The organism is Brevibacillus sp. MER 51 (assembly GCF_023714195.1).
Classification (GTDB): domain Bacteria; phylum Bacillota; class Bacilli; order Brevibacillales; family Brevibacillaceae; genus Brevibacillus.
In genome coordinates, this window is the sequence record NZ_JAMAUS010000060.1 from 1 (window position 1) to 451 (window position 451).

Consider the following 451-nt stretch of genomic DNA (forward strand, 5'->3'; position numbering starts at 1 on the left):
TGGTGCTGGTCGCTATCGCCACCTGGCTGCTGCACAACCAGGGTATCGCACGTATGGTGCTGGGCGTCGTCGCACTGGGTATCGTCGTGATTTTCGCCAAAGAAACCATAGGCCTGAAAGGCGCTCCGCGTCGTAAAATGATCGTCGCTTTCCTGCTGATGGTAGAAGCGATTGTCTTCTTCGTGTTGTACAGCCAGATGCCGACCTCGCTGAACTTCTTCGCCATCCGTAACGTGGAGCACTCGATCCTCGGTCTCGCCTTTGAGCCGGAACAGTATCAGGCGCTGAACCCGTTCTGGATCATGATTGGTAGCCCGATTCTGGCCGCCATTTACAACAAGATGGGTGACCGCCTGCCGATGCCGCACAAATTTGCTATCGGTATGGTACTGTGCTCTGGCGCATTCCTCGTCCTGCCTTTAGGGGCGAAGTTCGCCAGCGACGCCGGTAT

At 56.3% G+C, this 451-nt stretch carries 1 protein-coding gene; it reads left to right on the forward strand.

Annotated elements, in window-relative coordinates:
* Nucleotides 1-451: oligopeptide:H+ symporter (locus M3630_RS30615; protein WP_251254674.1), on the forward strand; the 451-nt coding region annotated here is incomplete at both ends.